Raw genomic sequence first — 25460 nt, forward strand, 5'->3', positions numbered from 1 at the left:
ATGCCTAATCTTGTAACAGGCCCTTCGTCGCCAACACGCCCATGACCGAAATCATCCTCACGCTGTTCAGCGCTGCCCTGATCAACAACCTGGTGTTGCATTGGCCGCTGGGCGTCGATCCGCTGCTGGCAGCCAACGGTAGAAGGCAAGTGCACGCCTTGGGCCTGGCGACGGCGTGCCTAATGCTGATCGTCGGCACGTTGGGCTACCTGCTCGATCATGGGGTGCTCGTGCCGACAAACCTGACATTCCTGCGTCTGTTGGTGTGGCTGCCGTTGAGCATCTTGCTGATCGGGCCCTTGTTGCGCCTGCTGGCACGCTGGCTGCCAGCAATGCCGTTCGATGGATTGTGGCCGCTGTTGCTCGGCAATGCCGGCATCCTCGGCGTCACGCTGCTCAACAGCCAGGATGACCGCGGCCTGGGCCATGCCGTGGCCCTGAGCCTGGGTGCCGGGCTGGGCTTCTGGCTGGTGCTGAGCCTGTTCGACGATTTGCGCCAGCGCACCTTCAATAACGCTATTCCCCTGCCCTTTCGGGGCCTGCCTATTCAGTTGATCAGCGCCGGACTGATGGCGGTGGCCTTTCTCGGATTGCGCGGGCTGGTCAAAACATGAGCCTGATTCAACGTATCGACGCCCTGCTGCCCCAGACCCAATGCGGCAAGTGCGGCCATCCCGGGTGCAAGCCCTACGCCGAAGGCATCGCCCAAGGCGAGCCGATCAACAAATGCCCCCCCGGTGGGCGCGAAACCATCGCGGCCCTGGCCGGGCTGATGAAAATACCGGTGCTGGAACTGGACACCAGCCGTGGCGTGGCTCCGGCGCAAATCGCCTTTATCCGTGAAGCCGAATGCATCGGTTGCACCAAGTGCATCCAGGCCTGCCCAGTGGACGCGATTGTCGGCGCGGCCAAGCTGATGCACACCGTCCTCATCGACGAATGCACAGGCTGTGACCTTTGCGTGGCGCCTTGCCCGGTCGACTGCATCGAGATGCGGCCTCTGCCGACGGCAAGCGTGTTGCCGATTGTCGGCGGCCTGGCCTTCAGCGCCGCCGAGCAGCAGGCGCGAACCGCCAAGCGCAATCACGCCCGACACCGCTTCGAACAGCGCAATGCGCGCCTGCGCCGCGAAGAAGAACAGCGCCAGGCCGAACGCCTGGCTCGCACCCAGCGCGCGGCGCAGGCCAAGGAACAAGCGCAGCCGCTCGATCCCGTACAAGCCGCACTGGAACGCGTGCGCGCACAAAAAGCCGCCACCGCCGATGCCGCCTTGAAAAAAGCCAAGGTCGACCTGGCCATGAGCCGGGCGCAGTTGAACAAATCCTTGAAAGCGTTCGGTCATCCGCCGACCTTCGAGCAGCAGTCGCAACTGATCGTGCTGCAACGCCAATTCGAAGCAGCCGAGCAAGCGCTGAACCAACTGGAAAACGCCGCACCAGCGGCCAATCCAGCCCCGGCACCGGCACAAAGCGCCGAGCTGAAGCGGGCCAAGATCCAACTGGCGATGCGCCGCGCCGAACTGAGCAAAGCCCGCACGGCAGCGGCATCGGATGAACAACTTCAGGCGTTGGAGCAAGCGGTGAAGGATGCCGAACGCCAGGTGGACGTCCATGCCGCTTCCTGAGCCCTTGGACGAGCGGCTGCGACCCGCGATGACTCGGGTGTTGCTGGCGACACTGCCCGGCGTATTGGCGTTGCTGTGGTTCCAGGGCTGGGGCGTGGCGCTGAACCTGCTGTTGTCCGGCCTCACCGCCCTGGCGGTCGAAGCGTTGGTGTTGCGTGTGCGGCAGCGGCCGCTCAAGCCCGAGCTAAACGATGGCAGTGCGCTGGTCAGCGCCACGCTGCTGGCCCTGGCCTTGCCGGCGTATTGCCCCTGGTGGCTGACCGTCACGGCGGCCGCTTGCGCCTTGCTGTTCGGCAAGCACTTGTGGGGCGGTGTCGGCAACAATCCGTTCAACCCGGCGATGCTCGGGTACGCCCTGGTGCTCGTGGCGTTTCCTTCCCATATGAGTCAATGGCCCGCGCTCCACGGCATGGGCCTGCTTGAAGGCTTGCAAACGGTGTTCGGCATTCATCCGGCGCCGGATGCCTGGGCTGGGGCGACCGCCTTGGATAGCCTGCGGACCAACACAAGCCTGACCATCGATGAGCTGTTCGGCAACGATCCGGCGTTCGGGCGTTTCGGCGGTCGAGGTGCCGAATGGGTCAACCTGGCCTTCCTGGCAGGCGGTCTGTTTCTGTTGCAGCAGCGAGTGTTCAGTTGGCATGCGCCGGTGGGCCTGCTGGCGAGCCTGTTCATCATCAGCCTGTTGTGCTGGAACGGGTCGGGGTCTGACTCCCATGGTTCACCGCTGTTTCACCTGTTCAGCGGCGCAACCATGCTCGGCGCCTTTTTTATCGCGACCGAACCGGTCTCGGGCGCCAAGGCCCCCCTCGCCCGCCTGCTGTTTGGCGTGGGCATGGGGCTGCTGGTCTACCTGATCCGCACTTGGGGTGGCTACCCGGACGGTGTGGCGTTCGCCGTGTTGCTCATGAACCTTGGTGTGCCAGCATTGGACCGGTTTGCCGAGGCGCGACAACGGCGGTCACTGACATGAAAAATCCCGTCGGCGTGGCAATCCTGATCCTGTTGATCGGCCTCGGTAGCGGGGTCACTTACTTTACGCACCTCGGCACAGCCGGGCGCATCGAGGCCCAGCAGCAAGCGTTGGCGAACAGGACCTTGCTCGACGTGCTGCCCATTGACCGCTATGACAATCAGCCCTTGGCGCACCCCGTTTTCACAGCCTCGGTGACCTTGGCTCATAGCACGCTGCTGGGCGGTTACCTGGCGACCCGCAGCGGCCAGCCGAGCGCCGTGTTGCTGCGCAGCCAGGCGCTGGGTTATGAAGGCAGCATCGAATTGCTGGTCGCCATTGATCCACAGGGCCGCTTACTGGGTGTCAAGACCCTGCGCCAAGCCGAGACCCCCGGCTTGGGCGCGGCAATTGCGGGTTGGCCGAACGCCTGGTTGCAGACCTTCACGGGCAAATCCCGCCAGGCGCCTGACGACAGCGGCTGGGCCTTGAAAAAGGACCAGGGACAGTTCGATCAACTGGCCGGCGCAACAGTGACGTCCCGGGCGGTACTCCAGGCCGTTCACGACGCGTTGCGTTACTTCGACGAGCACCAGGCTCAGTTGACGGGAGTGCCTGCGAATGAATAAACCATGGGGCCTGACTCACGGCCTGCTGCTCGTCCCGTTGGTTGGCGCGAGCGATACGCTGGTCGGCGCACTGGTGCTGTGGCTGGCCTGGACCTTGACTCTTTGCTGCCATGGCTTGGCGATGGGACTTGTCCGAAAGCGCCTGGCGGCTGCTCAACGACTGGTCGCCTCCCTCGTGCTGGCCGCTTCCCTGACCACTTGCACAGACTTGGTGATTCAGGCCTGGGCACTGGAATGGTATCGACCGCTGAGCCTGTACATGGGCTGGATCGCCCTGAGCTGCGTGGCGCTGGAGCATGCGGGTTTCTTCACTGAATCACGCTTGCCCGGACGCCTGCGGCTGGCTGGGGTATTCGGTCTCTTGATGATCAGCCTGGGCGCCGTGCGTGAGCTGATCGGCAGTGGCCTTCCCTTGGCCTTGCTCGCCCCTGGCGGGTTCATTCTGCTTGGGCTGCTGTTGGCGGCCCGGCAGGCCTGGACGGCTGCCAAATCCCCTTCAACCCTCGAGGAAACGCCGCGCCCATGAACGCCGCAAAACGCCTGGAAATATTTCGTCGCTTTCACGAGGACAACCCGGAACCGAAAACCGAACTGGCGTATTCCTCGCCGTTCGAGTTACTGATTGCGGTGATCCTGTCGGCCCAGTCCACCGATGTTGGCGTCAACAAGGCCACGGCCAAACTGTTCCCGGTCGCCAACACACCGGAGGCGATCTACGCCTTGGGCGTCGAAGGCCTGTCCGAATACATCAAGACCATCGGCCTGTTCAACAGCAAGGCCAAAAACGTGATCGAGACCTGCCGCCTGCTGATCGAACGCCACGGCAGTGAAATCCCGCAGACGCGTGAAGCACTGGAAGCCCTTCCAGGCGTCGGCCGCAAAACCGCCAACGTCGTGCTCAACACCGCCTTCCGGCAGTTGACCATGGCGGTCGATACCCACATTTTCCGCGTCAGCAACCGTACCGGGCTGGCCCCCGGCAAAAATGTGGTGGAAGTGGAAAAAAAACTGATGAAATTTGTCCCCAAGGAGTACCTGCTGGACTCCCATCACTGGCTCATCCTCCACGGGCGCTACGTCTGCCTGGCCCGCAAGCCCCGCTGCGGCAGCTGCCGGATCGAAGATTTATGCGAATACAAGCACAAGACGTCGGACGATTGAGGCGCTATTGCTTTTATCGATCCATCGATTGAAAAAATCTTTTTTACCCGCCCGTGGTTTATCGATATAAGGAGCGCCAATGGCAGTCTTAGCCTGGAGTCGAACCCATGAGTGCTGGCAAAGAACAACTGGATGTAGAAGACGAATTCATCGCCGTTGAGGCCGATGACGTTGAAACTGCGGTCGTGCCGGAAGTAGCTAAAACCAATCTGAGCAAGCGCCGCACCATCGATAACCTGCTGGAAGAGCGCCGTTTACAGAAGCAACTGGCCGATTACGACTTCGACCTCTGACACGTAAAAGCCTCCCTGATGGAGGCTTTTTACTGAATACGCGTAACCGCAAGCCTCACACCAGCCCATTACGTTGCGCCAGTTCGATGAGGTCAACCAGCGAACGGGCATTGAGCTTCAATAACAGGCGCGTCTTGTAGGTGCTGACAGTCTTGTTGCTCAAAAACATCCCATCGGCGATTTCCTTGTTGGTCTTGCCTCGCGCCAGTTGCTGCAAGACCATCATCTCCCGCCCTGATAAGCGATCGACCATATCGGATTCACTGGCATTACCCAGGCTCGACCGCACCGTATGCAGCGCCTGGTTGGGAAAGTAACTGTAACCGGACAGTACTGCCTTGATCGCACTCAATAACTCAGTCAGGTCTTGCTGCTTGCATACATAACCGGCCGCCCCCGTCTGCATGCACCGCATTGAAAAATGTCCAGGCGCCTGGGAAGTCAGTACCAATACCTTCATCGACGAAGGTATTGCCGTCAAACGCGCAATAACCTCCAGGCCGTCCAGTTTCGGAATACCAATATCGAGAATGACGATATCGGGCATAAGTTCACGAGCAAGTTGTAACGCATCGACGCCGTTGTCGGTTTCGGCAACGACCTCGTAACCATGACGCTCCATCAGCAAACGTACAGCAAGACGAATGACGGGATGATCATCCACGATCAGCACTTTATTCATGGGCAAATCCAACTTCGCTGTTCGAATTTTTAGAGCACGCACAATAGCCTAGTCATTTCTATCTTGGCATGCTGCCCCCCCCTGACCGCTTGCACCGAGAGACAGAACCTACAAGCTATACAGAAAATTCCTACAAATCTCGCCGGGAAAAATCTGTCCTGAATTTTTTTACAGAGAAAGTCCGAACCCCCTCAACAATCCGGTACCCCTATGAATAATGCGTTCTTTCACCGCCACCCCCACCTGCGGACCGGCAGTCGGGATACACTTCACTCATAAAGAGTAACTGAATTATCTACTGTTAAAACTCCCACCCCGCACTTCTGGAACGGGAATTCATATATAAAGACATCCAGGCGCCTGCTGCTGAACATCGGCAGCCCCTACGGTTACAGCCACACTTTTATTTATCATCATCCCTATTTTTAAACTTACTCACCGAGCATGAATATTCCATGAGCATTCACCATGAACAAACCTTTGAAGACCATCACCAACCCGATGACCCTTATCGCTATATTCGCAACGCTATCCGAAACTTCTGCGGCTATTTCCCTGCCTTTTCTGGATGACCAGGACCGAGAGTATTACCTCTGGTTCCTGATCAGCTTTCCGTTTTATTTATTGCTGCTTTTTTTCATTACTCTCAACTTCAATTATCGTTCCTTGTATTCACCCTCGGATTTCCGCAAGAACAAACACTTCCTGAAGACCATGGAGGAGGCGACCCGTCGGCGCAAACGAATGTTGCGCCGGGCCGGTAAGGTCCAGCGGCGGCTGATAGGTCCTCATCGATGCAGGCGTGAACCTCCGGATCCCCTCTGCGTATGCAGCCAATCGCGGCGTTTATTGAAGACCGGTCGATCGGAACCTTTCAAACACGCCGATATCGTTGTCTACATCGCTTTCAACAGCGCAGACCTCGCGGCGCACGGACAGGATGAATGAGCCATCAGGTGGCAGCGATGCCGTAGACGGCGAGCATGGGCAGAAAAGGGGGGACAAAAAAAACGGCCTGCTCAAGGCAGGCCGTTTTTGCATGAACAGGATCAGAACAGCTTGCGACCCTTGTTCGCCGCGATGCGCATGCGCAAGGCGTTGAGCTTGATGAAGCCGGCCGCGTCGGCCTGGTTGTAGGCACCGCCGTCTTCTTCGAAGGTCGCGATGTTGGCATCGAACAGCGAGTCGTCGGACTTGCGCCCAGTCACGATCACATTGCCCTTGTACAGCTTCAGGCGCACGACACCGTTCACGTTGGTCTGGGAAGCGTCGATCATCTGCTGCAGCATCAGACGCTCCGGGCTCCACCAGTAGCCTGTGTAGATCAGGCTGGCGTACTTGGGCATCAACTCATCCTTGAGGTGGGCCACTTCGCGGTCCAGGGTGATCGATTCGATCGCCCGGTGGGCGCGCAGCATGATAGTGCCACCAGGGGTTTCGTAGCAGCCGCGGGACTTCATGCCGACATAGCGGTTCTCGACGATGTCCAGGCGACCGATGCCGTGTTCGCCACCGATCCGGTTCAGGGTCGCCAGCACGGTGGCCGGGCTCATTTCCACGCCGTCCAGCGCGACGATATCGCCGTTGCGATAGGTCAGCTCCAGGTATTGCGGGGTATCAGGGGCCTTCTCCGGGGAGACGGTCCAGCGCCACATGTCTTCTTCGTGCTCGGTCCAGGTGTCTTCCAGCACGCCGCCTTCATAGGAGATGTGCAACAGGTTGGCGTCCATCGAGTACGGGGACTTCTTCTTGCCGTGGCGCTCGATCGGGATCGCGTGCTTCTCGGCGTAGTCCATCAATTTTTCACGGGACAGCAAGTCCCATTCACGCCACGGGGCAATGACTTTCACGCCGGGCTTGAGCGCATAGGCGCCCAGCTCGAAACGCACCTGGTCGTTGCCTTTGCCGGTGGCGCCGTGGGAAATGGCGTCGGCGCCGGTTTCGTTGGCGATTTCGATCAGGCGCTTGGCGATCAACGGGCGGGCGATGGACGTACCCAGCAGGTACTCGCCTTCGTAAACGGTGTTGGCGCGGAACATCGGGAACACGAAGTCGCGGACGAACTCTTCGCGCAGGTCATCGATGTAGATCTCTTTGACGCCCATGGCCTGGGCCTTGGCGCGTGCAGGCTCGACTTCTTCGCCCTGCCCCAGGTCCGCAGTGAAGGTCACCACTTCGCAGTTATAAGTGTCCTGCAGCCACTTGAGGATCACCGAAGTGTCCAGGCCGCCGGAATACGCCAGAACGACCTTGTTTACGTCCGCCATGCCATCACTCCACGGGTTGTACGGAAAGCCGGGAAGTCTAACGTCCAGCGCGGATAATTTACAGAGGCGCGACAGCTTATGACGACGAAGCGACAGATTATGTCGATTGCGCGACGATCCGGGCGGGATCAGGAAGTGCGCGCAGTCGCCGTAGCAGGTGCAGCGGCCTTGGCCGGGGCAACCGGTGCCGCCGTCTTGCCCGGCGCAACAGCGGGCGCCACGGCAGGCGGCGCTGGCGTTGCCGCAGGTGTTGGCGGCTGTGGCGCCGGGGCCTGGGTGGCCGCCACCCGCTCCAGTTTTACGACGACACGGCGGTTCTTGGCCCGATTGGCTGCGTTGGTATTAGCAACCAGCGGATAACGCTCGCCGTGGAAGCGCACGGTGAACTGGGACTCCTGGAAACCATTGGCCTTGAAGAAATCCATGACGGCCAGGGCACGGCGGCGCGAAAGCTCACGGTTGGTCAAACGGTTGCCACTGTTATCGGAGTGGCCATCGAGCTCGACATGATTGACGCTAGGATCGGCCTTGATGAAGTCGAGCATGACCTGCAACTGAGCCTTGGCCCGAGCGTCCAGCTCAATCCCCTCGCCGGGGAAGCCGATCTGGGTTTGCTTGATCTGTTCGAAATTCTTCGGCAACAGTTTCGCCACGCAGCCCTGGTAATCGTTGAACGCCTTGTTGAAGCGCACGGGCAGCAGCCGGACTTCAGAAACGCGCCCATCCTCGGTGTTGCGTCGAACCACGGGGCTGCGACCTTCCATCAATCCGCTGATCAGTCGGCCTGCCTGTACCTGGGAACTGTCGAACAGCACATCGCCACTGCCGATCCTGACCGAGCCCAGGTTGATATCGCCCCGTCCCGGCTGCCAGGGTGCCGCGGCCGCGAGCAACGTTGCGGAGCCGCCACCGAGCATCGGGTTATAGGCCCTGAGCCGGAACGTGGCTTGCTCGCCCGCCTTGCGCACGAATTCGCCACTGCCGAAATCGGTGATCGGCTGGCTCAGCCGGCACTCGAACTTGTCGCCTTCGACCGTCCACTCGATGCTCTCCAGACGGGTCTGGAAAGTGAGCGCCATGGCGGGAAGGCTGGCAAACACACTGAGCAAGGCTAGATAACGCTGGCGCACGGGAGGCTCCACTGACTTTTATACAAAGATCGACGCATGCTTGAACGGCATGACGCCTGTCCGGGGCACTGAACGGATTCGTGGCACACCTGTAGGAGCTATCGGTAAGTTGTGGCAGAACTTGATAGCGGGTGCCTGAATCGGTCTTTTCCGGTAGCATTCCCAGAGTTTGACCCGCCTGGAAGCCCCCCAATGTCCGACCGCCTGACCCTGCTGCGTCCCGACGACTGGCATATTCATCTTCGCGATGGTGCTGTGTTGACCCATACCGTCGCCGATGTCGCGCGCACCTTCGGGCGCGCAATCATCATGCCTAACCTGGTACCGCCGGTGCGCAACGCCGCCGAGGCCGATGGCTATCGCCAGCGTATCCTCGCCGCGCGCCCGGCTGGCAGCCGCTTCGAACCGCTGATGGTGCTTTACCTCACCGACCGCACCCAGCCCGAAGAAATTCGCGACGCCAAGGCCAGCGGTTTTGTCCACGCCGCCAAGCTGTACCCGGCCGGCGCGACCACCAACTCCGATTCCGGTGTCACCAGCATCGACAAGATCTTCCCGGCGCTGGAGGCCATGGCCGAAGTCGGCATGCCGTTGTTGATCCATGGTGAAGTCACCCGGGGCGACGTCGACGTGTTCGACCGCGAGAAGATCTTCATCGACGAGCACATGCGCCGCGTCGTGGAGCGTTTCCCGACCCTCAAGGTGGTGTTCGAGCACATCACCACCGGCGATGCCGTGCAGTTCGTCAACGAGGCCCCGGCCAACGTCGGCGCGACCATTACCGCCCATCACCTGCTGTACAATCGCAACCACATGCTGGTGGGCGGGATCCGGCCGCACTTCTATTGCTTGCCGATCCTCAAGCGCAATACCCACCAGGAAGCCTTGCTGGATGCCGCCACCAGCGGCAGCCCCAAGTTTTTCCTTGGCACAGACTCGGCGCCCCACGCCCTGCACGCCAAGGAAGCCGCCTGCGGTTGCGCCGGCTGCTACACCGCCTATGCCGCCATCGAGATGTACGCCGAGGCGTTCGAGCAGCGCAATGCGCTGGACAAGCTCGAAGGTTTCGCCAGCCTGCACGGCCCGCATTTCTATGGCCTGCCGGTGAACACTGATCGTATTACCCTGGTCCGTGACGAATGGACCGCCCCCGTCAGCCTGCCCTTCGGCGAGCAGACCGTCATCCCGCTGCGCGCCGGTGAAAAACTGCGCTGGCGCCTGCTGGAGGAAAACGCGTGAGTGAAGATCATTTCGACGACGAACTGGACGGCAACGGTGGTTCCGGCGGCGCCCGTCACCCCATGGCCGCGCGGTTTCGTGGTTACCTGCCGGTCGTTGTCGATGTAGAAACCGGTGGCTTCAACTCCGCCACCGACGCGTTGCTGGAAATCGCCGCGACCACCATCGGCATGGACGAAAAAGGCTTTGTGTTCCCTGACCACACCTATTTCTTCCGGGTCGAACCGTTCGAAGGCGCCAACGTCGAAGCGGCGGCCCTGGAGTTCACCGGGATCAAGCTCGATCACCCGTTGCGCATGGCGGTCAGCGAAGAAACGGCCCTGACCGATATCTTCCGTGGCGTGCGCAAGGCGCTGAAGGCCAACGGGTGCAAACGCGCGATCCTGGTCGGCCACAACAGCAGCTTCGACCTGGGCTTCCTCAACGCCGCCGTTGCGCGCCTGGACATGAAGCGCAACCCGTTTCACCCGTTCTCCAGCTTCGACACTGCGACCCTGGCTGGCCTGGCGTATGGCCAGACCGTCCTGGCCAAGGCGTGCCAGGCGGCCGACATCGATTTCGATGGCCGTGAAGCCCACTCGGCCCGCTACGACACCGAGAAGACTGCCGAGCTGTTCTGCGGCATCGTCAACCGGTGGAAGGAGATGGGTGGCTGGCAGGATTTCGACGACTGACATCGGCGCCAGGTCTGGCTCTTGTGGCTGTTGTGGCTGTTGTGGCTGTTGTGGCTGTTGTGGCTGTTGTGGCTGTTGTGGCTGTTGTGGCGAGGGAGCTTGCTCCCGCTTGAGTGCGAAGCGCTCACAAGATGTTTGGGGCGGCTGCGCCACCCAGCGGGAGCAAGCTCCCTCGCCACAGTGCCCAATGCCCAGGGTTTCTGCGTTTCAGTCGATAACGTTGAAACGTCCATAAAAAAACCGGCCCATCGAGGGCCGGTTTTTTTATGCCTATGTGCGTTTACAGCTTGCCGCCGTGCTCGGTCAGGTAAGCGGCCACGCCTTCTGTGGAAGCGGTCATGCCCTTGTCGCCTTTTTTCCAGTTGGCCGGGCAGACTTCGCCGTGCTCTTCGTGGAATTGCAGCGCGTCGACCAGACGGATCAGCTCTTCCATGTTACGGCCCAGCGGCAGGTCGTTGATGATCTGCGAACGGACAACGCCCTTGTCGTCGATCAGGAACGCGCCACGGAAAGCCACGCCGCCTTCGGACTCAACGTCATAGGCCTTGGCGATTTCGTGCTTCATGTCGGCAGCCATGGTGTATTGCACCTGGCCGATACCGCCATTGTTGATCGGGGTGTTGCGCCAGGCGTTGTGGGTAAAGTGCGAGTCGATCGAAACAGCGACCACTTCAACGTTGCGCTTCTTGAAATCGTCCATGCGGTGATCCAGAGCGATCAGCTCGGACGGGCAGACGAAGGTGAAGTCCAGCGGATAGAAGAACACCAGGCCGTATTTGCCTTTGATGGCCGAGGACAGGGTGAAGCTGTCGACGATTTCGCCGTTGCCGAGGACGGCTGGAACGGTAAAGTCTGGGGCTTGTTTGCCTACGAGTACGCTCATTGGATATCTCCTGATGTAATAGCGTGAAAACAAGGTCCGGGCCAGCCTGCCACCCTCAGGCGACAGCCCTGTGACACGAACCCGCTTGCAAGGGCCGACCATCATACACCGGGCATTTGGACTGTCTTCAACGGTTTTTCGGTGGTATCGAAAAAACGCCGCCCCGCTGCGTACCGCTTTCGTCGCGCTGGATAAAACCGTTCGTCAGCCTGACGTCCCTCAGGGGAAAGACCGTGAGAAACCACTTTGACAATCATTCTCGTTAACATTAAGATCCGTCTCAATTGAGTCACAACCAGCGACGGTTCTCACTTATGTATGTATGCCTCTGCACTGGCGTCACCGACGGGCAAATCCGCGAAGCGATCTATGAAGGTTGCTGCAGCTATCGCGAAGTCCGCCAGGCCACCGGCGTAGCCAGCCAATGCGGCAAATGTGCGTGCCTGGCCAAGGAAGTGGTGCGTGAAACACTCGCCAAGGTGCAGACGGCACAGGCCTCGATCCCTTACCCGGTAGAATTTACTGCCGCGTAAACACAGCTTTTCAAGGAACCGGACTTAATGTCCGGTTTTTTTATGCCTGAAAATCAAATAGTTAGCGTCCAGACGCGGAACACAAACATTCTTATTCCGATTAATTTTCATTTATTATTCAATAACTTAGGTTTGACACTGATAAATACGCGGCTCAAACTCCGCCCTATACACAGCTATTACAGGGCAGGCCTCATCATGAAAGGCGACATTACAGTCATCCAGCACCTCAACAAGATCCTTGCCAATGAGCTGGTCGCGATCAACCAATACTTCCTGCATGCGCGCATGTATGAGGATTGGGGCCTGAACAAGCTGGGCAAGCACGAGTACCACGAATCCATCGACGAGATGAAGCACGCGGACAAGCTGATCAAGCGCATCCTGTTTCTCGAAGGCCTGCCGAACGTCCAGGACCTGGGCAAGCTGCACATCGGCGAACACACCCGGGAAATGCTCGAGTGCGACCTGCGCATCGAGCGCACCGGCCACGCCGACCTGAAGGCCGCCATCGCCCATTGCGAAAGCGTTGGCGACTTCGGTAGCCGTGAACTGCTGGAAGACATCCTCGAATCCGAGGAAGAGCACATCGACTGGCTGGAAACCCAACTGGGCCTGATCGACAAGATTGGTCTTGAGAACTACCTGCAATCGCAGATGGGTGAAGAGTAGGTTTCCCCGCAAGCAAGCCACTAAAAAGCCCCGCCCTCTTACGAGAGGCGGGGCTTTTTATTGCCCTGGATTCCAGGCTCACCTAGATTCCTTGTGGGAGCGAGCCTGCTCGCGATAGCGGTGTGTCAGTCACCATCAAATTGACTGACACACCCTCATCGCGAGCAGGCTCGCTCCCACATTGGTTTGGGGTGGATCAGGCGTCGGCCTTGTTCGCCGCAGCTTTCTCTACCGCTTCCTTGATCGTGGCCTGCAACGAGCCATCAGCGGCCATCTCGGTCATGATGTCGCTACCGCCGACCAGCTCACCACCCACCCACAATTGCGGGAAGGTTGGCCAGTTGGCGTACTTGGGCAGGTTGGCGCGGATTTCCGGGTTCTGCAGGATGTCCACGTAGGCAAACTTCTCGCCACACGCCATCACCGCCTGAGCTGCCTTGGCCGAGAAACCGCACTGTGGCGCGTTCGGCGAGCCTTTCATGTAAAGCAGGATGGTGTTGTTGGCAATCTGGTCTTTAATCGTTTCGATGATATCCACGGAGCACCTCGGCTTAAACTTTGCGACGTCAGTTGTCGACACGGTGGCGCATTGTAACGGAAAGCAGAACGTGCTGCTCAGAGACAATTTTACGCAGCCGCCACCTTCACCGGTACCCCGTTGAGCGCCGCGTTGCCGGACAACTCATCGAGTTGACAATCATCGGTCAGGTCATTGGCGCTGGAGCCTGGCTGTCCGCTGGCAATGCTCATCTGCACGCCCGGCCGGGCATGGCCCCAGCCGTGGGGCAAGCTGACCACGCCCTTCATCATGTCCAGGCTGCCCAGCACCTCGACGTCGATGGCCCCCACCCGCGAACTGACCGTCACCCGCTGCCCGTCGACAAGGCCGCGAGAAGCGAGGTCATCCGGGTGCATCAGCAATTGATGACGCGGCTTGCCCTTCACCAGCCGATGGAAGTTATGCATCCAGGAGTTGTTGCTGCGCACATGGCGACGGCCAATCATCAGCAGCTCATCAGGCGCTGGCGCCCGCAACGCGGCAAAGCGCGCCAGGTCGGCGAGAATCACCGCCGGCGCGGCCTGCACCCGTTGGTTTTCGGTTTTCAGGCGCGGGGCCAGGTTGGGCTTGAGTGCCCCGAGGTCAATGCCATGGGGATGGTCGAACAAGGTTGCCAGGGACAGCTTGTGCGGCGAGGCATCGCCATACGCTCCGCTGCGCAGGCCGAAATCGATCATCTGCGCCGGCGGCATGGTCGGCTTGAGTTCCTTGCCGGTCCGGGCGGCGAAGGCCTTGGCCAGGCCGACGAAGATTTCCCAGTCATGCAGCGCCCCCTCGGGCTTGGGCAGGATCGCCCGGTTGAAACGGGTCACGTTGCGCACGGCGAACAGGTTGAACGTGGTGTCGTAGTGATCGTTTTCCAGGGCCGAAGTCGAGGGCAGGATCAGGTCGGCGTAACGGGTGGTTTCGTTGATGTACAAATCGACGCTGACCATGAACTCCAGCCCGTCCAGCGCCTGCTCCAGCTGCCGCCCGTTGGGCGTGGACAGCACCGGATTGCCGGCCACGGTGACCAACGCACGAATCTGGCCTTCGCCCTCGGTGAGCATTTCCTCGGCCAGGGCCGACACTGGCAATTCCCCCGCATATTCAGGACGCCCGGATACTCGGCTCTGCCAACGGTTGAAATGCCCACCCGAGGTGGTGGCCACCAGGTCCACCGCCGGCTCGGTGCACAGCGCACCGCCCACCCGATCGAGATTGCCCGTGACCAGGTTGATCACCTGGATCAGCCAATGACACAGCGTACCGAACGCCTGGGTCGACACCCCCATCCGCCCGTAGCAGACCGCTGACGGCGCGGCGGCGAAGTCCCGGGCCAATTGCCGGATCTGCGCGGCCGGCACCGCACAGAGCGGACTCATCGCTTCAGCCGTGAAAGAAGCCACGGCCTCGCGCACCTCGTCCAGGCCGTCCACCGGCAGATGGCTGTCACGGGTCAAGCCTTCGCTGAACAACGTGTTGAGCACGCCAAACAGCAGCGCGGCATCGCCACCCGGACGCACAAAAACATGCTGATCGGCAATCGCCGCCGTTTCGCTGCGGCGTGGATCGACCACCACCACTTTGCCGCCACGGGCCTGGATCGCCTTGAGGCGCTTTTCCACGTCCGGCACGGTCATGATGCTGCCGTTGGAGGCCAGTGGGTTACCGCCCAGGATCAACATGAAATCGGTGTGATCGATGTCCGGAATCGGCAATAGCAGGCCGTGGCCGTACATCAGGTGACTGGTCAGGTGGTGGGGCAGTTGGTCCACCGAGGTCGCCGAGAAACGGCTACGGGTCTTCAACAGGCCCAGGAAATAGTTGCTGTGGGTCATCAGCCCATAGTTATGCACGCTGGGGTTGCCCTGGTAGACCGCCACCGCGTTCTGGCCGTGGCGCGCCTGGATATCCGCCAGGCGCTCGGCCACCAGCGCAAAGGCATCGTCCCAGGCGATGGGCTGCCATTCGCTGCCAACGCGTTGCATGGGTTGACGCAGGCGGTCCGGATCGTTCTGGATATCTTGCAGGGCCACAGCCTTGGGGCAGATGTGACCGCGGCTGAAAGTATCCAGCGCATCGCCCTTGATCGAGGTGATCGCCAGGTCCTGGCCGTCGGTCTCGGTGGTTTCGAGGGTCAAGCCACAGATGGCTTCACACAGATGGCACGCACGGTGGTGGAGAGTCTTGGTCATGGCCAGTCTCTGTTTTATTCGTGACGGGCGCTTTCGGCCGCGGGAACAAAACTATGGCGCGTGATCCCCGGCAGCGCCAGCGACGTTCGTCCTGTGAATTGCCGGGCATCAGGCCCGCCGATGAAGTGCCATCACGGGCCTTCGGGAGGTGGCGCCAACAGTTGGATTTCTTCGATGGTTTCCACTTGTTCCTGGGCGATGGGTACACCGGTCAGTTCGCCAATCAACCGCCAATGCTCGTCGAGGCCGCTGCTGATCGTGGCCATGCGATCGATCATCCGCCGACCGGCGGCCTTGGTCACTTCGTCATCGCTGCGCAGCAATTCGAATGACATGGACGTCACCGAAGCCGTCAGGTGCGTCAGCGAGCGTGCGGTCAGGCCCAGCAGTTCCATCAGTTGTTGCTCTTTCGAATCCATTTCGGGCTCCTGTGCCGCTGAGGCTCATTTATAACCCAGGCCTTTGCATTAGGAAATGTTTCACAAGCACCAGCAGACAGGCGCAAGGAAGAGATGACACGGCATAAACAGACCATCGACCACGGCGCGCCCGCCGGGCCTGATTGCCAAGCCAAGCAACGCCAGTGTACAAATGGACCGCTGCTGTCAGGAAACCGGCCTCAAATACACCATCGCATTCGCGTGATGGCTTCGCTGAAATCCCCAAAAACCGTAGCCCTATTGGTAAGACGCGACATTTAATTATAAGATCGCGCCTTCCCCTATTTCGTCGCCCCGTGCGGCTTTTGCCGCAGGTCTCGCCCGTTTTTTCATTAAACAAGGCTTTGAGCATCTGCGGTCAGTTACAAAAAGGTAGTCAATCATGAGCGCAAGGCACTTTCTCTCCCTGATGGATCTCACGCCCGATGAGTTGCTCGGCGTGATCCGTCGAGGCGTGGAGCTCAAGGACCTGCGTAACCGCGGCGTACTGTTCGAGCCCTTGAAAAACCGCGTGCTGGGGATGATCTTCGAGAAGTCATCGACCCGCACCCGCATCTCTTTCGAAGCCGGCATGATCCAGCTGGGCGGCCAGGCGATCTTCCTGTCGCCCCGTGACACCCAACTGGGCCGTGGCGAACCTATCAGTGACTGCGCCATCGTCATGTCGAGCATGCTGGATGCGATGATGATCCGTACCTTTGCCCACAGCACCCTGACCGAGTTCGCGGCCCATTCCCGCGTACCGGTGATCAACGGCCTGTCCGACGACCTGCACCCCTGCCAGTTGCTGGCCGACATGCAGACCTTCCTCGAACACCGCGGCTCGATCCAGGGCAAGACCGTGGCCTGGATCGGCGATGGCAACAACATGTGCAACAGCTATATAGAAGCGGCAATGCAATTCGATTTTCAACTGCGCATTGCCTGCCCTGAAGGCTTTGACCCCAATGCCGAATTGCTGGCCAAGGCCGGGGACCGGGTGTCCATCGTCCGTGACCCGAAACAGGCTGTGGCCGGTGCGCATCTGGTGAGCACCGACGTCTGGACCTCCATGGGCCAGGAAGAAGAAACCGCCAGGCGCCTGGCGCTGTTCGCGCCACTGCAGGTCAACCGGGCCCTGCTCGACCTGGCAGATGCCGACGTGTTGTTCATGCATTGCCTGCCGGCCCACCGTGGCGAGGAAATCAGCATGGACCTGCTGGATGATCCGCGTTCGGTAGCCTGGGACCAGGCCGAGAACCGCCTGCACGCGCAAAAGGCCTTGCTTGAGTTCCTGGTCGAGCCGGCGTATCACCACGCATGAGCCACGCCCTGCTGCTGAACTTGCACAACCTGGCCTGCGGTTATCAGGACCAGCGGGTCGTGCAGAACCTCAACCTGCACCTCAATGCCGGCGATATCGGTTGCCTGCTCGGTTCGTCCGGGTGCGGCAAGACCACGACGCTGCGCGCCATCGCCGGCTTCGAACCGGTGCACGAGGGTGAGATTCAACTGGCCGGGGAAACCATCTCCCGCGCCGGTTTCACCCTCGCCCCGGAAAAACGCCGCATCGGCATGGTGTTCCAGGACTATGCCCTGTTCCCCCACCTGAGCGTGGCCGAGAACATTGCCTTTGGCATTCGCAAGCATCCGGACAAGGACCGCGTGGTCGAAGAGTTGCTGGAACTGGTCAACCTGAAACACCTGGGCAAGCGTTTTCCCCATGAGCTGTCCGGCGGCCAGCAACAGCGCGTGGCGCTGGCCCGTGCGCTGGCGCCGGAACCACAGTTGCTGTTGCTCGATGAGCCGTTCTCCAACCTCGATGGCGAGCTGCGACGCAAGCTCAGCCATGAAGTGCGGGACATTCTCAAGGCTCGTGGCACCAGCGCGATCCTGGTAACCCACGACCAGGAAGAAGCCTTTGCAGTGAGTGATCATGTCGGGGTATTCAGGGAAGGTCGCCTGGAACAGTGGGACACGCCCTACAACCTGTACCACGAACCGCTGACGCCATTCGTCGCCAGCTTCATTGGCCAGGGCTACTTCATTCGCGGCCAGCTCGACAGCCCGGAATCGGTGCAGACCGAGCTGGGCATCCTGCGTGGCAACCGCGCCTACACCTGGCCCATCGGCGGTGCGGTGGACGTGTTGCTGCGTCCGGACGACATCGTCTACGCCCCGGACAGCCCACTCACCGCCAGAATCATCGGCAAGACCTTCCTGGGCGCTTCCACCTTGTACCGCCTGCAATTAGCGACAGGCGCGCAACTGGAATCGATCTTCCCCAGCCATGCCGACCATCAGGTCGGCGCCGATGTCGGCATCCGCGTGGCGGCTGAACACCTGGTGCTATTCCAGGCCTCGGGCAGCACGGCAGCGCAGATCACGCCGGTGGACAGCGGTGTGCGGCGCTATAGCCTGTAGGAGCTGACGAGTGCAACGAGGCTGCGATCTTTCCCCAGTCACTTGAATCTCAAGCGAAAGATCAAAAGATCGCAGGCTTCGCCAGCTCCTACAGGGCGCACACCAGCGGGGAATGCCATCACCCCAACATCAACGTCCCGCTGGCCACCAACGTCGCATTCCCGCCTATCTTCACCCGCTCACCCTCCAACCGGCAAAACAGCGCCCCGCCCCTGGCCGAGCATTGATAAGCCGTCAGCCCGTGTTTACTCAGGCGCTTGGACCAATAGGGAATCAGGCTGCAATGGGTCGAGCCGGTCACCGGGTCTTCGTTGATACCGATCGCTGGGGCAAAATAGCGCGAGACAAAATCATGCTTGCTCCCCGGCGCGGTGACGATAGCCCCAGGCCAAGGCAGTTTTGCCAGGGCCGCCATGTCCGGCTTGCAATCGAGCACCGCTTGCTCCGATTCCAGCACCACGAACAGTTCATTGGAACTCAGCACGTCCACCGCTTCGACACCCAAGGCACTCTGCACGGCCAGGGAGGCGCCCAACTCGACAGGCACGACGGCCGGAAAATCCAGCCACAGCCGATCCCCCTCGCGTGTAACGCTCAACGAACCGGACCGGCAGATGAAATCCAGGCGCTCGACAGGTTCGTGATAAACCTCGAACAGCACATAAGCACTGGCCAACGTAGCGTGTCCACACAGCGGGACTTCGGTGGTGGGGGTGAACCAGCGGATATGCCAGTGCGGGCCCTCACGCACCAGGAATGCGGTTTCAGCCAGGTTATGTTCGGCGGCAATCTTCTGCATCAAGTCATCGGCGAGCCAGCCGTCGAGCCGATAGACCATCGCCGGGTTACCGCCGAATGGCCGATCACTGAACGCATCGACTTGATGAAACGCAAGCTGCATGGCACTTCTCCTTATTTTTTGATGCGCCAGCATGGGGTGTAGTGGTACAGCTTATCCAGTGACAGATCAGCAGAATTTTCACCCGACAGCGCAGGCATCTCTGAAACTCCAGCCTTACACCCCGGTGGCGAGGGAGCTTGCTCCCGCTTGGCTGCGCAGCAGCCACCCGCCTTTATTCAAGCACGCCCGATGTCGGCAAACGCCGCCCCGGTGTGCTCCTTCAATACCGAAGGCGCCAGCTCGACTTCCAACCCACGCCGCCCCGCACTGACAAACATGCTGGCGAGTGGCTGCGCGGAACTGTCGATAAATGTGCGCAGACGCTTCTTCTGCCCCAGCGGACTGATACCGCCAAGCAAATAACCGGTCGAACGTTGCGCGGCGGCCGGATCGGCCATCTCGACCTTCTTCACCCCCGCAGCATGGGCCAGGCCTTTCAAATCCAGGCTCCCGGCCACGGGCACCACCGCCACCAACAACTCACCTTTTTCACTGGCCGCCAACAGCGTCTTGAATACCTGCGCCGGATCCAGCCCGAGCTTTTCCGCCGCCTCCAAGCCATAGGACGCAGCCTTGGGGTCGTGTTCATAACTGTGGATGCGATGTTCGGCGCGCACTTTTTTAAGCAGATCCAACGCGGGTGTCATGACCACTCCTGACAAGGAAATCATAAAAAGACTGAGCGAATTCTAAGCCATCGTTTGCGAAAAGGCTTCGGGACTGCGCTGCCAGCACCGATGACGCGCCGTCAACGAGAGAATCATTCACACCACGAATAGTTGAAATGTGACCAGTGGTTCACTTTCGACCTTTGACACCAGCGTTTCTTGTCTATATTTTTTCGAAACTGAAAGCCACATTGCATGTCTCAAGCTGCAACCCGAGATCAGGATGGGGATCCTGCCTCGGTGGAAATCGCGCAATCGTGCTGTATCGAACGCGCTGCAAAACAACAAAAAACCGAGGTTTGAATGACAACTGCTTTACAACAGCCGACCCTCTCCAGCCAATGCCTGGCCGAATTCCTGGGAACTGGCCTGCTGATTTTTTTCGGCACCGGTTGCGTCGCGGCGCTCAAGGTCGCGGGTGCAAGTTTCGGGTTGTGGGAAATCAGCCTTATCTGGGGCGTCGGTGTCAGCATGGCAATCTATCTGAGCGCAGGCATTTCCGGCGCCCACCTCAACCCCGCCGTCAGCATCGCCCTGAGCCTGTTCACCGACTTCGAAAAGCGCAAGCTGCCTTTCTATATAGCGTCCCAAGTGGCCGGAGCTTTCTGCGGTGCCCTTCTGGTCTACACGCTGTACAGCAATCTATTCTTCGATTTCGAACAGTCCCGGCACATGGTTCGCGGCACCGAAACGAGCCTTGAACTGGCCTCGGTATTCTCCACCTACCCCCACGCCGCACTGTCCACCGGCCAAGCCTTTCTCGTGGAAGCGATCATCACCGCCATCCTGATGGGCGTGATCATGTCCCTGACCGATGACAACAACGGCTTGCCCCGAGGCCCGCTGGCGCCGCTGCTGATCGGCCTGCTGATTGCCGTGATCGGCAGTTCCATGGGGCCGCTGACGGGCTTTGCGATGAACCCGGCGCGGGACTTCGGTCCTAAACTGATGACTTTCTTCGCAGGCTGGGGTGAAATTTCCCTCACGGGCGGACGCGACATCCCGTACTTCCTGGTTCCGATTTTTGCCCCGATCGTGGGGGCGTGCCTCGGTGCTGCGGCCTATCGCGGGTTGATTGCCCGCCACCTGCCCAGCGCCATAGCTGCTACAAAGGATGCAAAACCGGCCATTGATGGCAAGCCCAGAACATCCTGAAACAGTCGACGCAGGCTCTTGCCCATCGAACCTGCGCCGTGGCTTCTTCCTTTTACGTCCCAAGGCAATCGACATGACCGATATCCAGAACAAGAACTACATCATTGCCCTCGACCAGGGTACGACCAGCTCGCGGGCGATCATCTTCGACCGTGACGCCAACGTGGTCTGCACCGCCCAGCGCGAATTCGCCCAGCATTACCCACAGGCCGGCTGGGTCGAACACGACCCGATGGAAATCTTCGCCACCCAGAGCGCGGTCATGGTCGAAGCCTTGGCCCAGGCCGGCCTGCACCATGACCAGGTGGCCGCCATCGGCATCACCAACCAGCGGGAAACCACCGTGGTCTGGGACAAGACCACCGGCCGGCCGATCTACAACGCCATCGTCTGGCAGTGCCGGCGCAGTACCGAGATCTGCCAACAGCTCAAGCGTGACGGCCACGAGCAATACATCAGCCAGACCACCGGCCTGGTCACCGACCCGTATTTCTCCGGCACCAAGCTCAAGTGGATCCTGGACAACGTCGAAGGCAGCCGCGAGCGTGCGCGCAACGGTGAGCTGCTGTTCGGCACGGTCGACAGCTGGCTGATCTGGAAATTTACCGGCGGCAAGGTCCACGTCACCGACTACACCAACGCCTCGCGCACCATGCTCTTCAACATTCACTCCCTGGAATGGGATGCGAAGATGCTCGAGATCCTCGACATCCCCCGCGAAATGCTCCCGGAAGTGAAATCGTCCTCGGAAATCTATGGCCGCACCAAGAGCGGCATCGCCATCGGCGGCATCGCCGGCGACCAGCAGGCCGCCCTGTTCGGCCAGATGTGCGTGGAGCCGGGCCAGGCGAAAAACACCTACGGCACCGGCTGCTTCCTGCTGATGAACACTGGCAAGAAGGCCGTGAAATCCAATCACGGCATGCTGACAACCATCGCCTGCGGCCCCCGTGGCGAAGTGGCCTACGCCCTGGAAGGCGCCGTATTCAATGGCGGCTCCACGGTCCAATGGCTGCGCGATGAACTGAAGATCATCAACGACGCCCTGGACACCGAATACTTTGCCAACAAGGTCAAGGACAGCAACGGCGTGTATCTGGTGCCCGCCTTCACCGGCCTGGGCGCGCCGTACTGGGACCCCTATGCCCGTGGCGCACTGTTCGGCCTGACCCGCGGCGTACGGGTCGATCACATCATTCGCGCCGCGCTGGAGTCGATTGCCTACCAGACCCGCGACGTACTCGACGCCATGCAGCAGGATTCGGGTGAACGCCTCAGGGCCCTGCGCGTCGACGGTGGCGCGGTGGCGAACAACTTCCTGATGCAGTTCCAGGCCGACATCCTCGGCACCCGGGTCGAACGGCCGAAAATGCGCGAGACCACGGCCTTGGGCGCTGCCTACCTGGCCGGCCTGGCGTGCGGCTTCTGGGGCAGCCTGGAAGAACTGCGCGGCAAAGCGGTGATCGAGCGCGAATTCGAACCGCAACTGGACGAGCCGGCGAAAGAAAAACTCTACGCTGGCTGGCAGAAGGCGGTCAGCCGCACTCGCGATTGGGAGCCTCACGAAGACGCTGAATAAGGCCCGATAAGGTTCTGAAACTGGTCGGAAGTGGATTCCTGCGGCATCATGGGCAAATTTTGTACGGCAGCCCAAAGGAAGCCCCATGAATCTGCCTCCCCGCCAGCAGCAAATCCTCGAACTGGTCCGCGAACGCGGCTATGTCAGCATCGAGGAAATGGCGCAGTTATTCGTCGTCACCCCGCAAACCATCCGCCGCGACATCAATCAACTGGCGGAAGCGAACCTGCTGCGCCGCTACCACGGCGGCGCCGCCTACGATTCAAGCGTGGAAAACACCGCCTACGCCATGCGCGCCGACCAGATGCGCGACGAGAAGCAACGCATCGCCGAAGCCATCGCCGCCCAGATCCCCGATCACGCCTCGCTGTTCATCAACATCGGCACCACCACCGAATCCATTGCCCGGGCGTTGCTCAATCACAATCATCTGAAGGTCATCACCAATAACCTGCACGTGGCGTCGATCCTCAGCGCCAAGGACGACTTCGAAGTCCTGATCGCTGGCGGCAACGTGCGGCGTGACGGCGGCGTGGTGGGCCAGGCCAGCGTCGACTTCATCAATCAGTTCAAGGTCGACTTTGCCCTGGTGGGCATCAGCGGGATCGATGAAGACGGCAGCCTGCTGGACTTCGATTACCAGGAAGTGCGGGTTTCCCAGGCCATCATCGCCAACGCCCGGCAAGTGCTGTTGGCGGCGGACTCCAGCAAATTCGGGCGCAACGCCATGGTCCGCCTGGGCCCCATCAGCCTGATCGACTGCCTGGTGACCGACCAGCAACCCGTGCCGGCCCTGGCGCAATTGCTGAGCCAGCACAAGATTCGGCTGGAAGTGGTCTGACTTCACCCCCTATCCCCTGTGGCGAGGGAGCTTGCTCCCGCTCGGCGGCGTAGCCGTCGTAAAATCGGCCTGATGCGGTTAGCCCGAAGGAAAACGCCAGCCTGCTTGGGATGGCTTCGCCATCAGCGGAAGCAAGCTCCCTCGCCACAGAAGCATTCCACAATCCTCTTTTTTGTTCGAAAATTTTCCTTTCAACTTCCTTTGATCAGTATTTTCAATCAAAGACGACTGGCTGTTGCCGTCCTTATGGGCTAGTATTTTCGCAAATGAACATTTATGTTCGAATTCAAATATTCGAAAAGAGCCCGAGGCCAGCCGATGCCCACTTCTACCTTGCCTACGCCCCCTCTCGCCGAGATCTATGACGTCGCCGTCATTGGCGGCGGTATCAATGGCGTGGGGATTGCCGCGGACGCTGCCGGTCGCGGCCTTTCGGTGTTCCTTTGCGAAAAGGATGACCTGGCCAGCCATACCTCGTCGGCCAGCAGCAAGCTGATCCATGGCGGGCTGCGTTACCTTGAACATTATGAATTCCGCCTGGTGCGCGAAGCGCTGGCCGAGCGCGAAGTGCTGCTGACCAAGGCCCCGCACATCGTCAAGCAAATGCGCTTCGTGCTGCCCCACCGCCCACACCTGCGCCCGGCCTGGATGATTCGCGCCGGCCTTTTTCTCTACGACCACCTGGGCAAACGTGAACAGCTCGCCGGCTCCAAGAGCCTGAAGTTCGGTGCCGACAGCGCCTTGAAAAGCGAGATCACCAAAGGCTTCGAATATTCCGACTGCTGGGTCGACGACGCGCGGCTGGTGGTGCTCAACGCCATGGCCGCCCGGGAAAAAGGCGCGCATGTGCACACCCGCACCCGTTGCGTGAACGCTCGTCGCAGCAAAGGCTTGTGGCACTTGCACCTGGAACGTGCCGACGGCAGCCTGTTTTCGATCCGCGCCAAGGCGCTGGTCAACGCTGCCGGCCCGTGGGTCGCCAAGTTCATTCGCGATGACCTTAAGCTGGAGTCGCCCTACGGCATCCGCCTGATCCAGGGCAGCCACCTGATCGTGCCGAAACTCTACGAAGGCGAGCATGCGCACATCCTGCAAAACGAAGATCAGCGCATTGTGTTCACCATTCCGTACCTGAACCAGTTCACCCTGATCGGTACGACGGACCGCGAATACACCGGCGACCCGGCCAAGGTAGCGATTACCGAGGGCGAAACCGATTACCTGCTGAAGGTGGTCAACACCCACTTCAAGAAGCAGATCAGCCGCGACGATATCCTGCACAGCTATTCCGGCGTACGTCCGCTGTGCAACGACGAATCCGACAACCCATCGGCGGTGACCCGGGACTACACCCTCGCGCTGTCGGGCGGCGGCGAAGAAGCCCCGTTGCTGTCAGTGTTCGGCGGCAAGCTGACCACTTATCGCAAACTGGCCGAGTCAGCCATGGCGCAGTTGGCCCCCTACTTCACGCAGATGCGCGGGAGCTGGACCGCCGTAGAGGCCCTCCCCGGCGGCGAAAACATGACCACCCCACAAGCGCTATGCTCGGCGATTCGCGATAAGTTCGACTGGCTGCCCACCGACATCGCCCGTCGCTGGGCCACCACCTATGGCAGCCGTACCTGGCGCATGCTCGAAGGCGTGCATGACCTCGGCGACCTGGGCGAGCACCTCGGTGCCGGCCTCTACACCCGCGAAGTCGATTATCTGTGCAGCGACGAGTGGGCCGTCGATGCCCAGGACATCCTCTGGCGCCGCAGCAAGCTGGGCTTGTTCACCACCGCGCCCGAGCAGGAGAAGCTGCAGCAGTACCTGGACAAGGTCGAGCATAACCGTCGCAAGATCGAAGCGGCCTGAACGATACCCGGCTGAACCCAAGAGCCCCTGAATCCCGCGATTCAGGGGCTTTTTGCTATCTGGACTCCGCCACAGAACCCTGTGGGAGCGAGCCTGCTCGCGAAAAGGCCATCAGCCCCAACATAAGTATCGCCAGATAGA

The 25460-nt window shown here is 60.4% G+C and carries 26 protein-coding genes and 1 pseudogene; 18 read left to right on the forward strand and 9 right to left on the reverse strand.

Annotated elements, in window-relative coordinates; translation table 11 throughout:
• The first annotated feature begins 41 nt into the window (after positions 1-41).
• The 7 genes from AD659_RS20425 to AD659_RS20455 all read left to right on the forward strand — a co-directional run bounded on the left by AD659_RS20425 (position 42) and on the right by AD659_RS20455 (position 4659).
• On the forward strand, positions 42-614 hold the full coding sequence (locus AD659_RS20425) for an Rnf-Nqr domain containing protein (protein WP_053124518.1): 573 nt from the start codon (positions 42-44) through the stop codon (positions 612-614).
• A complete protein-coding gene (gene rsxB, locus AD659_RS20430) occupies positions 611-1624 on the forward strand; it encodes an electron transport complex subunit RsxB (RefSeq protein ID WP_053124520.1) in 1014 nt (337 codons plus the stop codon). Before AD659_RS20425 ends, rsxB begins: the two co-directional genes overlap by 4 nt.
• On the forward strand, positions 1611-2597 hold the full coding sequence (locus AD659_RS20435) for an RnfABCDGE type electron transport complex subunit D (RefSeq protein WP_053124522.1): 987 nt from the start codon (positions 1611-1613) through the stop codon (positions 2595-2597). The genes rsxB and AD659_RS20435 overlap by 14 nt, the downstream gene beginning before the upstream one ends.
• Positions 2594-3205 (forward strand): RnfABCDGE type electron transport complex subunit G, encoded by a 612-nt coding sequence (locus tag AD659_RS20440; protein WP_053124524.1) that lies wholly within the window; start codon positions 2594-2596, stop codon positions 3203-3205. The genes AD659_RS20435 and AD659_RS20440 overlap by 4 nt, the downstream gene beginning before the upstream one ends.
• Positions 3198-3731, forward strand: coding sequence for an Rnf-Nqr domain containing protein (locus AD659_RS20445; RefSeq protein ID WP_053124526.1), 534 nt, complete (start codon positions 3198-3200; stop codon positions 3729-3731). Before AD659_RS20440 ends, AD659_RS20445 begins: the two co-directional genes overlap by 8 nt.
• Positions 3728-4366: an endonuclease III gene (nth, locus tag AD659_RS20450; protein WP_053124528.1), complete on the forward strand. Its 639-nt coding sequence runs from the start codon at positions 3728-3730 to the stop codon at positions 4364-4366. The genes AD659_RS20445 and nth overlap by 4 nt, the downstream gene beginning before the upstream one ends.
• A 107-nt stretch (positions 4367-4473) precedes the next feature.
• Positions 4474-4659, forward strand: a complete 186-nt coding sequence (locus AD659_RS20455; protein WP_053124530.1) for a PA3496 family putative envelope integrity protein — start codon at positions 4474-4476, stop codon at positions 4657-4659.
• Positions 4660-4714: 55 nt separating this feature from the next.
• Here the strand turns inward: AD659_RS20455 and AD659_RS20460 are convergent, their stop codons facing one another.
• Complete coding sequence (locus AD659_RS20460) at positions 4715-5341, reverse strand: response regulator transcription factor (RefSeq protein ID WP_053124532.1); 627 nt, start codon at positions 5339-5341, stop codon at positions 4715-4717.
• Positions 5342-5809: 468 nt separating this feature from the next.
• On the opposite strand from AD659_RS20460, the pseudogene AD659_RS30020 reads away from it, so the two are divergent.
• Positions 5810-6085 (forward strand): annotated as a pseudogene (locus AD659_RS30020) (hypothetical protein); the annotation flags it as partial.
• A 305-nt stretch (positions 6086-6390) separates the two neighbouring features.
• On the opposite strand, the gene AD659_RS20470 reads toward AD659_RS30020, so the two are convergent.
• Together AD659_RS20470 and AD659_RS20475 are read right to left on the reverse strand one after the other, a co-directional pair.
• Positions 6391-7608 carry an argininosuccinate synthase gene (locus tag AD659_RS20470; protein ID WP_053124536.1) on the reverse strand — a complete coding sequence of 406 codons (1218 nt, stop codon included), beginning with the start codon at positions 7606-7608 and terminating at the stop codon, positions 6391-6393.
• 128 nt (positions 7609-7736) lie between these two features.
• Positions 7737-8738, reverse strand: coding sequence for a flagellar protein MotY (locus AD659_RS20475; protein WP_053124539.1), 1002 nt, complete (start codon positions 8736-8738; stop codon positions 7737-7739).
• Positions 8739-8930: 192 nt separating this feature from the next.
• On the opposite strand from AD659_RS20475, the gene pyrC reads away from it, so the two are divergent.
• The gene (gene pyrC / locus AD659_RS20480) at positions 8931-9977 is read left to right on the forward strand and encodes a dihydroorotase (protein ID WP_053124540.1); all 1047 of its coding nucleotides are present in this window, start codon (positions 8931-8933) and stop codon (positions 9975-9977) included.
• Entirely contained in the window at positions 9974-10651 is a 678-nt protein-coding gene (rnt, locus tag AD659_RS20485) for a ribonuclease T (protein WP_003204947.1), read from the forward strand. Before pyrC ends, rnt begins: the two co-directional genes overlap by 4 nt.
• A gap of 280 nt (positions 10652-10931) precedes the next feature.
• Here rnt and AD659_RS20490 read toward each other — a convergent pair whose 3' ends face one another.
• Positions 10932-11534: a peroxiredoxin gene (locus AD659_RS20490; protein WP_053124542.1), complete on the reverse strand. Its 603-nt coding sequence runs from the start codon at positions 11532-11534 to the stop codon at positions 10932-10934.
• A 314-nt stretch (positions 11535-11848) separates the two neighbouring features.
• Here AD659_RS20490 and AD659_RS20495 point away from each other — a divergent pair, with 314 nt between their 5' ends.
• On the forward strand, positions 11849-12067 hold the full coding sequence (locus tag AD659_RS20495; RefSeq protein WP_003178704.1) for a bacterioferritin-associated ferredoxin: 219 nt from the start codon (positions 11849-11851) through the stop codon (positions 12065-12067).
• 198 nt (positions 12068-12265) lie between these two features.
• Positions 12266-12739, forward strand: a complete 474-nt coding sequence (gene bfr, locus AD659_RS20500; RefSeq protein WP_053124544.1) for a bacterioferritin — start codon at positions 12266-12268, stop codon at positions 12737-12739.
• Between the two features lie 196 nt (positions 12740-12935).
• Here bfr and grxD read toward each other — a convergent pair whose 3' ends face one another.
• The 3 genes from grxD to AD659_RS20515 all read right to left on the reverse strand — a co-directional run bounded on the left by grxD (position 12936) and on the right by AD659_RS20515 (position 15894).
• Entirely contained in the window at positions 12936-13277 is a 342-nt protein-coding gene (grxD, locus tag AD659_RS20505; RefSeq protein WP_053124546.1) for a Grx4 family monothiol glutaredoxin, read from the reverse strand.
• An 89-nt stretch (positions 13278-13366) separates the two neighbouring features.
• The gene (locus tag AD659_RS20510; RefSeq protein ID WP_053124548.1) at positions 13367-15475 is read right to left on the reverse strand and encodes a molybdopterin oxidoreductase family protein; all 2109 of its coding nucleotides are present in this window, start codon (positions 15473-15475) and stop codon (positions 13367-13369) included.
• Positions 15476-15606: 131 nt separating this feature from the next.
• On the reverse strand, positions 15607-15894 hold the full coding sequence (locus AD659_RS20515) for a hypothetical protein (RefSeq protein ID WP_053124551.1): 288 nt from the start codon (positions 15892-15894) through the stop codon (positions 15607-15609).
• A 403-nt stretch (positions 15895-16297) separates the two neighbouring features.
• On the opposite strand from AD659_RS20515, the gene argF reads away from it, so the two are divergent.
• Positions 16298-17218, forward strand: coding sequence for an ornithine carbamoyltransferase (argF, locus tag AD659_RS20520; protein ID WP_053124553.1), 921 nt, complete (start codon positions 16298-16300; stop codon positions 17216-17218).
• Positions 17215-18318, forward strand: a complete 1104-nt coding sequence (locus AD659_RS20525; protein ID WP_053124555.1) for an ABC transporter ATP-binding protein — start codon at positions 17215-17217, stop codon at positions 18316-18318. Before argF ends, AD659_RS20525 begins: the two co-directional genes overlap by 4 nt.
• Positions 18319-18436: 118 nt before the next feature.
• Here AD659_RS20525 and AD659_RS20530 read toward each other — a convergent pair whose 3' ends face one another.
• Positions 18437-19219 carry a PhzF family phenazine biosynthesis protein gene (locus AD659_RS20530; RefSeq protein ID WP_053124558.1) on the reverse strand — a complete coding sequence of 261 codons (783 nt, stop codon included), beginning with the start codon at positions 19217-19219 and terminating at the stop codon, positions 18437-18439.
• Positions 19220-19395: 176 nt separating this feature from the next.
• Positions 19396-19866, reverse strand: a complete 471-nt coding sequence (gene ybaK, locus AD659_RS20535) for a Cys-tRNA(Pro) deacylase (protein WP_053124560.1) — start codon at positions 19864-19866, stop codon at positions 19396-19398.
• Positions 19867-20190: 324 nt separating this feature from the next.
• On the opposite strand from ybaK, the gene AD659_RS20540 reads away from it, so the two are divergent.
• From AD659_RS20540 to glpD, 4 genes are all read left to right on the forward strand, one after another.
• On the forward strand, positions 20191-21042 hold the full coding sequence (locus tag AD659_RS20540) for an MIP/aquaporin family protein (protein WP_053124562.1): 852 nt from the start codon (positions 20191-20193) through the stop codon (positions 21040-21042).
• Between the two features lie 73 nt (positions 21043-21115).
• Positions 21116-22621 carry a glycerol kinase GlpK gene (gene glpK, locus AD659_RS20545; protein WP_053124564.1) on the forward strand — a complete coding sequence of 502 codons (1506 nt, stop codon included), beginning with the start codon at positions 21116-21118 and terminating at the stop codon, positions 22619-22621.
• A gap of 85 nt (positions 22622-22706) precedes the next feature.
• Entirely contained in the window at positions 22707-23462 is a 756-nt protein-coding gene (locus AD659_RS20550; RefSeq protein WP_039591738.1) for a DeoR/GlpR family transcriptional regulator, read from the forward strand.
• Positions 23463-23780: 318 nt separating this feature from the next.
• Complete coding sequence (gene glpD, locus AD659_RS20555; RefSeq protein ID WP_053124885.1) at positions 23781-25319, forward strand: glycerol-3-phosphate dehydrogenase; 1539 nt, start codon at positions 23781-23783, stop codon at positions 25317-25319.
• Positions 25320-25460: the final 141 nt, after the last annotated feature.

This window comes from Pseudomonas thivervalensis (assembly GCF_001269655.1).
Lineage (GTDB): Bacteria > Pseudomonadota > Gammaproteobacteria > Pseudomonadales > Pseudomonadaceae > Aquipseudomonas > Aquipseudomonas thivervalensis.

Excerpts from the sequence above, each read along its gene's own strand:
- AD659_RS20425 (WP_053124518.1), top strand. The coding sequence starts at position 42 with ATGACCGAAATCATCCTCACGCTGTTCAGCGCTGCCCTGATCAACAAC.
- rsxB (WP_053124520.1), top strand. The coding sequence starts at position 611 with ATGAGCCTGATTCAACGTATCGACGCCCTGCTGCCCCAGACCCAATGC.
- AD659_RS20435 (WP_053124522.1), top strand. The coding sequence starts at position 1,611 with ATGCCGCTTCCTGAGCCCTTGGACGAGCGGCTGCGACCCGCGATGACT.
- AD659_RS20440 (WP_053124524.1), top strand. The coding sequence starts at position 2,594 with ATGAAAAATCCCGTCGGCGTGGCAATCCTGATCCTGTTGATCGGCCTC.
- AD659_RS20445 (WP_053124526.1), top strand. The coding sequence starts at position 3,198 with ATGAATAAACCATGGGGCCTGACTCACGGCCTGCTGCTCGTCCCGTTG.
- nth (WP_053124528.1), top strand. The coding sequence starts at position 3,728 with ATGAACGCCGCAAAACGCCTGGAAATATTTCGTCGCTTTCACGAGGAC.
- AD659_RS20455 (WP_053124530.1), top strand. The coding sequence starts at position 4,474 with ATGAGTGCTGGCAAAGAACAACTGGATGTAGAAGACGAATTCATCGCC.
- AD659_RS20460 (WP_053124532.1), bottom strand. The coding sequence starts at position 5,341 with ATGAATAAAGTGCTGATCGTGGATGATCATCCCGTCATTCGTCTTGCT.
- AD659_RS20470 (WP_053124536.1), bottom strand. The coding sequence starts at position 7,608 with ATGGCGGACGTAAACAAGGTCGTTCTGGCGTATTCCGGCGGCCTGGAC.
- pyrC (WP_053124540.1), top strand. The coding sequence starts at position 8,931 with ATGTCCGACCGCCTGACCCTGCTGCGTCCCGACGACTGGCATATTCAT.
- AD659_RS20490 (WP_053124542.1), bottom strand. The coding sequence starts at position 11,534 with ATGAGCGTACTCGTAGGCAAACAAGCCCCAGACTTTACCGTTCCAGCC.
- AD659_RS20495 (WP_003178704.1), top strand. The coding sequence starts at position 11,849 with ATGTATGTATGCCTCTGCACTGGCGTCACCGACGGGCAAATCCGCGAA.
- bfr (WP_053124544.1), top strand. The coding sequence starts at position 12,266 with ATGAAAGGCGACATTACAGTCATCCAGCACCTCAACAAGATCCTTGCC.
- AD659_RS20510 (WP_053124548.1), bottom strand. The coding sequence starts at position 15,475 with ATGACCAAGACTCTCCACCACCGTGCGTGCCATCTGTGTGAAGCCATC.
- AD659_RS20515 (WP_053124551.1), bottom strand. The coding sequence starts at position 15,894 with ATGGATTCGAAAGAGCAACAACTGATGGAACTGCTGGGCCTGACCGCA.
- argF (WP_053124553.1), top strand. The coding sequence starts at position 16,298 with ATGAGCGCAAGGCACTTTCTCTCCCTGATGGATCTCACGCCCGATGAG.
- AD659_RS20525 (WP_053124555.1), top strand. The coding sequence starts at position 17,215 with ATGAGCCACGCCCTGCTGCTGAACTTGCACAACCTGGCCTGCGGTTAT.
- AD659_RS20530 (WP_053124558.1), bottom strand. The coding sequence starts at position 19,219 with ATGCAGCTTGCGTTTCATCAAGTCGATGCGTTCAGTGATCGGCCATTC.
- ybaK (WP_053124560.1), bottom strand. The coding sequence starts at position 19,866 with ATGACACCCGCGTTGGATCTGCTTAAAAAAGTGCGCGCCGAACATCGC.
- AD659_RS20540 (WP_053124562.1), top strand. The coding sequence starts at position 20,191 with ATGACAACTGCTTTACAACAGCCGACCCTCTCCAGCCAATGCCTGGCC.
- glpK (WP_053124564.1), top strand. The coding sequence starts at position 21,116 with ATGACCGATATCCAGAACAAGAACTACATCATTGCCCTCGACCAGGGT.
- AD659_RS20550 (WP_039591738.1), top strand. The coding sequence starts at position 22,707 with ATGAATCTGCCTCCCCGCCAGCAGCAAATCCTCGAACTGGTCCGCGAA.
- glpD (WP_053124885.1), top strand. The coding sequence starts at position 23,781 with ATGCCCACTTCTACCTTGCCTACGCCCCCTCTCGCCGAGATCTATGAC.